General features: G+C 59.2%; 7 protein-coding genes and 1 pseudogene. 1 reads left to right on the plus strand and 7 read right to left on the minus strand.

From position 1 onward, the window contains the following. The 5 genes from HX846_RS28585 to HX846_RS28605 form a co-directional block, all read right to left on the minus strand. Nucleotides 1-309 (minus strand): DUF2946 domain-containing protein (locus HX846_RS28585; protein ID WP_178966592.1); only part of this gene is annotated, 309 nt, incomplete at its 3' end. A gap of 64 nt (nt 310-373) precedes the next feature. After that, entirely contained in the window at nt 374-856 is a 483-nt protein-coding gene (locus HX846_RS28590) for a copper chaperone PCu(A)C (protein ID WP_076017993.1), read from the minus strand. A 46-nt stretch (nt 857-902) separates the two neighbouring features. Next, complete coding sequence (locus tag HX846_RS28595; protein ID WP_102368005.1) at nt 903-1,298, minus strand: DUF2946 domain-containing protein; 396 nt, start codon at nt 1,296-1,298, stop codon at nt 903-905. A 97-nt stretch (nt 1,299-1,395) separates the two neighbouring features. Next, complete coding sequence (locus HX846_RS28600; protein WP_178966594.1) at nt 1,396-1,683, minus strand: addiction module antidote protein; 288 nt, start codon at nt 1,681-1,683, stop codon at nt 1,396-1,398. After that, complete coding sequence (locus tag HX846_RS28605) at nt 1,676-1,990, minus strand: type II toxin-antitoxin system RelE/ParE family toxin (RefSeq protein WP_178966596.1); 315 nt, start codon at nt 1,988-1,990, stop codon at nt 1,676-1,678. Before HX846_RS28605 ends, HX846_RS28600 begins: the two co-directional genes overlap by 8 nt. Nucleotides 1,991-2,634: 644 nt before the next feature. Between HX846_RS28605 and HX846_RS28615 the strand changes: the two genes are divergently transcribed. Further along, nucleotides 2,635-2,886 (plus strand): DUF6124 family protein, encoded by a 252-nt coding sequence (locus tag HX846_RS28615; protein WP_087693137.1) that lies wholly within the window; start codon nt 2,635-2,637, stop codon nt 2,884-2,886. Between the two features lie 121 nt (nt 2,887-3,007). Here HX846_RS28615 and HX846_RS28620 read toward each other — a convergent pair whose 3' ends face one another. Both HX846_RS28620 and HX846_RS28625 read right to left on the minus strand, forming a co-directional pair. Continuing rightward, nucleotides 3,008-3,727, minus strand: a complete 720-nt coding sequence (locus tag HX846_RS28620) for a cobalt-precorrin-6A reductase (protein ID WP_178904091.1) — start codon at nt 3,725-3,727, stop codon at nt 3,008-3,010. After that, nucleotides 3,724-4,007, minus strand: a pseudogene (locus HX846_RS28625) (cobalamin biosynthesis bifunctional protein CbiET); the annotation flags it as partial. The gene HX846_RS28620 and the pseudogene HX846_RS28625, both read right to left, overlap by 4 nt.

The following is a 4,007-nucleotide window of genomic DNA, read 5'->3' on the forward strand; positions in this document are numbered from 1 at the left end:
CAGGCGTGGGGCGGGGGTCAGGGCGTTGGCGGGCGGCGGGCTGCCGAGGGTGACAAACGACACGCTGCCAGGCAGCGCCGGGCAACTGAAGAGCAGGCTGCAATAGCCGCACTTTTCCCAGAGCACGTGGTGTTCGTCGGGTGCTTTGTGGTGATCGGTCGCAGGCTTGGCGTCGCCATGGCAGCTCGGCGCGTCCATGGACATTTCCATCGACATGCCGGCGTGATGATCCATCGGCATCGCTTGGGAAATCAGCGGACCGATAAAGATCATCAGCATGGCGAACAGGCTGATCCAGCTGCCGCGCATAAGGCCTACAGGCTTACGGCGGTGCGGGGACAACCTGGCGCGTGGGGCGCCCATCGAGGTTTATCTATTGGGCGTGCATGTGTTCGTGGCCGGCCATGGGCGGCTGCTTCTGCACTGACACTTCCACCTTCACTGGCCCGGCCTTTTCAAAGTTCAGGGTCAGCGGGAAATGCTGGCCGTCGCGCAAAACGCTGCGGTCCTTCAGGTCCAGCAGCATCACGTGGTAGGCCATGGGCGCGAACGTCAGGTCACCTTTGGCCGGCACCGCGACGCTGGTCACCTGCTGCATCTTCATCAGATCGCCCTGCATCACATGCTCATGCAGTTCGGCCTTGGCGGCCACGGGCGTGTCGACGCTGAGCAAGCGATCCGCATGCTCGCCCTGGTTATGAATCACGAAATACGCCGCGACGGTCGGCGCATTGGGCGGCAGTTCCTGGGACCAGGGTTCGCTGACCACCAGTTCGCCGACCTTGAAGTCTTCGGCATTGGCAGCAGCACACACCGGCAGCAACAACGCAGCCAGAAGCAGGGAAGATTTGAGCATGGCAGTTCTCCAGAACGGTTCTAAACGCAGTTCACTTGCGAAGAAATCAGACCGTTGGAGAGGCGCGGGGGTTAAGGCTCGGCCATTGCTGGCGCGGGGTGGGGGATTGCAATGACGGCGGCGGCAGGTCTTGCACCGCGTCGAATCTTGCGAAATACAGTGTTGGTGAATGCCCCGGCAGCGCCACTAATGGCGCCGAGCCCGAGCAGCACCAGCAATGCTGCATGGTGGAGTGATCGTCCTGCTGCGGCGCCGGAATCTCCAGCTTGCCCAGGGCAATGGCCGTCAGCTTGTTGGCATTGGAGGAGCAGAAACTGCCCCAGAGCAGTTGGTCGAGGGAATTGTTCGAGCGCTGCATCGCTCCGGCCATCGGCATGGCAAACGCATTGAACAGCACTGCAAAGCAGGCGATCCAGGCAATTGCAAAGCGTTGACGGGCCATGGCGGACAATCCGTAGGGTTAAGCGATCAGGTGGGTATTTAGCCTGATCGGGGAGGATAAGTAAAAAGGGGCGGTGTGGTTTGGTGTCGCAGTGCTATCAACCAGCTGTGGCGTGCAGCTTCAGGCCGAGCGCTTTCATGACCTTCATGATAGTCGCGAACTCGGGATTGCCAGTGCTGGAGAGGGCTTTATATAAACTTTCGCGTCCGAGGCCTGCGTCGCGGGCTACTTTAGTCATGCCTTGGGCGCGGGCGATGTTGTTGAGGGCTGAACGAATAAGCAGTCCGTCACCGGCATCCTCCTCGAAGCACGCTTCAAGATACTCAGCCATATCTTCAGGAGTCTTGAGGTGTTCCGCTATGTCGAAGTCTGTAAATTCAGTCATGGCTTACTCCTTTTTTTTCAAAGTCTGCTGCAATTTGCTTAGCGCGCTGGATATCGCGTTTCTGCGTTGATTTATCGCCGCCTATCAACAACAGGTAAACCACCTCCTCTCTACGAGTGAAATAAACCCAGTATCCAGGACCGTAGTGGATGCGCATTTCCGAAACGCCATTTCCTACTGTCTCACAGTCTCCGAAGTTGCCTGATTGTGCGTTATTCAACCTTGCCAGTACGCGTGCACGGGCCGGTTTATCGTTTAACGAATCAAGCCACTCCAGGAAATGCTTGGATTTCTTGAAGTGAATCATCTTGGATCGTATTCCTTGGGATACAGAATGACAAGTCACGATGCTCCGCAAAAGCAGTGCATCCCCATCGCAGACTCTGGTGCAAAACTGCGGGAGGGGAGCTTAGGGCGAGGGCTTTTGGCTGAACCAGCCGGCTGGTTCGGAGGGGGGTGTAAGGCGAATCAGTTTTTAAAGCGAGGTTGTCAAAAGGATGTCGATGATTGAGGCGCTTTCCTACGAGGTCATTGCACCTTGCGATACAGGCGACTCGGTCTTCCTGCTGGAACGAGGTGATGCTATCGCAGGCAAGCCAGCTCCCACAGTTTGGATTGTGTTCGATTCGAATGTGGAGGCCCTCCACAGAAATTTCCGACAGTGATTGGCGGTTGTCTCTAGGAAACTCAATCTCTAGTCTCCGAACACCACTGCAAACTCAGTGGTCGGGCGTCGCGGCCCGGATTTCTTCAGACGCAAAAGCGTCATCGTGTCCTTTCAGTTGGCGCTTTTTTATCGTCTACTGTGCGGCGCTATGGTGGCTGTGCGCGGGATACCTTCGGGTATGCCGGTGTTCTGGAGAGCCGGTCCGCGAACCCGCGTTCAGCTACCACCCCCATCGCATCGCGGCGATCAGTGGTAGCTCCTTTGTACTTCTCCGGAGCTTCACAATGATTAAACCTACCCCCAATCCCCCTTTTCGGCTGTTCACCGTAGCCGACGGAATCAGCACCGAAGACCTGTTGGTCAACCTCATTGAAACACTCGCCTCTGCCAACGCGCTGAGTTGCGACTTGGCGTTTAGCCTGGAAGGATCGAAGCGAGAGGAGTTGTTGGGCGTCGCTCAGTTGATCGAGCTGGCGGAGTTACTGGCTGATCGGGTGCACGATGCAGCCGGACAGACGGCTGCCGCGCGGAGCTAACAGCGCGACGCAGGTTAGTGTGGGAGCTGGCTTGCCTGCGATAGCATCGCCGCGGTGTATCTGAATGACCGTGTCGTTTGCATCGCAGGCAAGCCAGCTCCCACCTTTGTTTCGTGTTGCGTCATACAGACTGGAATGCTTCCAGTACCGAGTTGACTGTCGTGAATGCCCTATCCACCTGCGCCAACACCGGCCGCCTCAACACCAACACCGGCACCCTCCGCTCCCGCGCCACTTCCAGCTTCGGCTCGGTAGCCGTACTGCCGCTGTTCTTGCTGATCAGCACATCAATCTGCCGCCGCTCAAACAGCGCCCGTTCATCCTCGATCAAAAACGGCCCACGGGCGCCAATCACTTCGCAGCGCTCATTGCCGGGGTACACATCCAGTACGCGCAGTGTCCAGAACTGCTCGGCGGGGATTTCGTCGAGGTGTTGTAACGGTTCACGGCCCAGCGTGAACAGTGGTCGCTTGAAGGGTTTCAGGGCTTCGATCAGCTCAGCCCAGTCCCTGACTTCGCGCCAATCATCACCCGCCTGTGGCTGCCACGCCGGGCGGCGCAGAGCCCAGCAGGGAATTCCGCATAAACCTGCGGCACGGGCGGCGTTGGCGCTGATCTGTGCGGCATACGGATGGGTCGCGTCCAGCACCAGCTCGATACCTTCATCGCGAATGAACTGCGCCAAACCTTCCGCGCCGCCATAGCCACCGACGCGCACCTGGCACGTAAGGTCGGTGGGAACGCGGCCAACACCCGCCAGGCTGTAGATATGTTCGGGCCCCAGTGTGCGGGCGATGGCCAGGGCTTCCGTCACGCCGCCCAACAGCAGGATGCGTTTCATAGCGGCTTGATCACTTCCAGCAGGGTGATCGGCAGCGCCTGGCGCCAGGTATCAAAGTCCCCCAGTGGCTGGGCCTGGGCCACATGAATGCGGGTCAGCTCGCCGCCGTGTTGTTCGCGCCAGGCCATCAGGGTCATTTCACTTTGCAGGGTCACGGCGTTGGCCACCAGCCGGCCGCCGGGGCGCAGGTGTTGCCAGCAGGTGTCGAGCACGCCGTCGCGGGTGACGCCGCCGCCGATGAAGATGGCGTCGGGCGCTTCCAGCCCGTTCAGGGCGTGGG

The sequence above is a fragment of the Pseudomonas sp. K5002 genome (assembly GCF_013386655.1).
GTDB lineage: Bacteria > Pseudomonadota > Gammaproteobacteria > Pseudomonadales > Pseudomonadaceae > Aquipseudomonas.

Excerpts from the sequence above, each read along its gene's own strand:
- HX846_RS28590 (WP_076017993.1), bottom strand. The coding sequence starts at position 856 with ATGCTCAAATCTTCCCTGCTTCTGGCTGCGTTGTTGCTGCCGGTGTGT.
- HX846_RS28595 (WP_102368005.1), bottom strand. The coding sequence starts at position 1,298 with ATGGCCCGTCAACGCTTTGCAATTGCCTGGATCGCCTGCTTTGCAGTG.
- HX846_RS28600 (WP_178966594.1), bottom strand. The coding sequence starts at position 1,683 with ATGACTGAATTTACAGACTTCGACATAGCGGAACACCTCAAGACTCCT.
- HX846_RS28605 (WP_178966596.1), bottom strand. The coding sequence starts at position 1,990 with ATGATTCACTTCAAGAAATCCAAGCATTTCCTGGAGTGGCTTGATTCG.
- HX846_RS28615 (WP_087693137.1), top strand. The coding sequence starts at position 2,635 with ATGATTAAACCTACCCCCAATCCCCCTTTTCGGCTGTTCACCGTAGCC.
- HX846_RS28620 (WP_178904091.1), bottom strand. The coding sequence starts at position 3,727 with ATGAAACGCATCCTGCTGTTGGGCGGCGTGACGGAAGCCCTGGCCATC.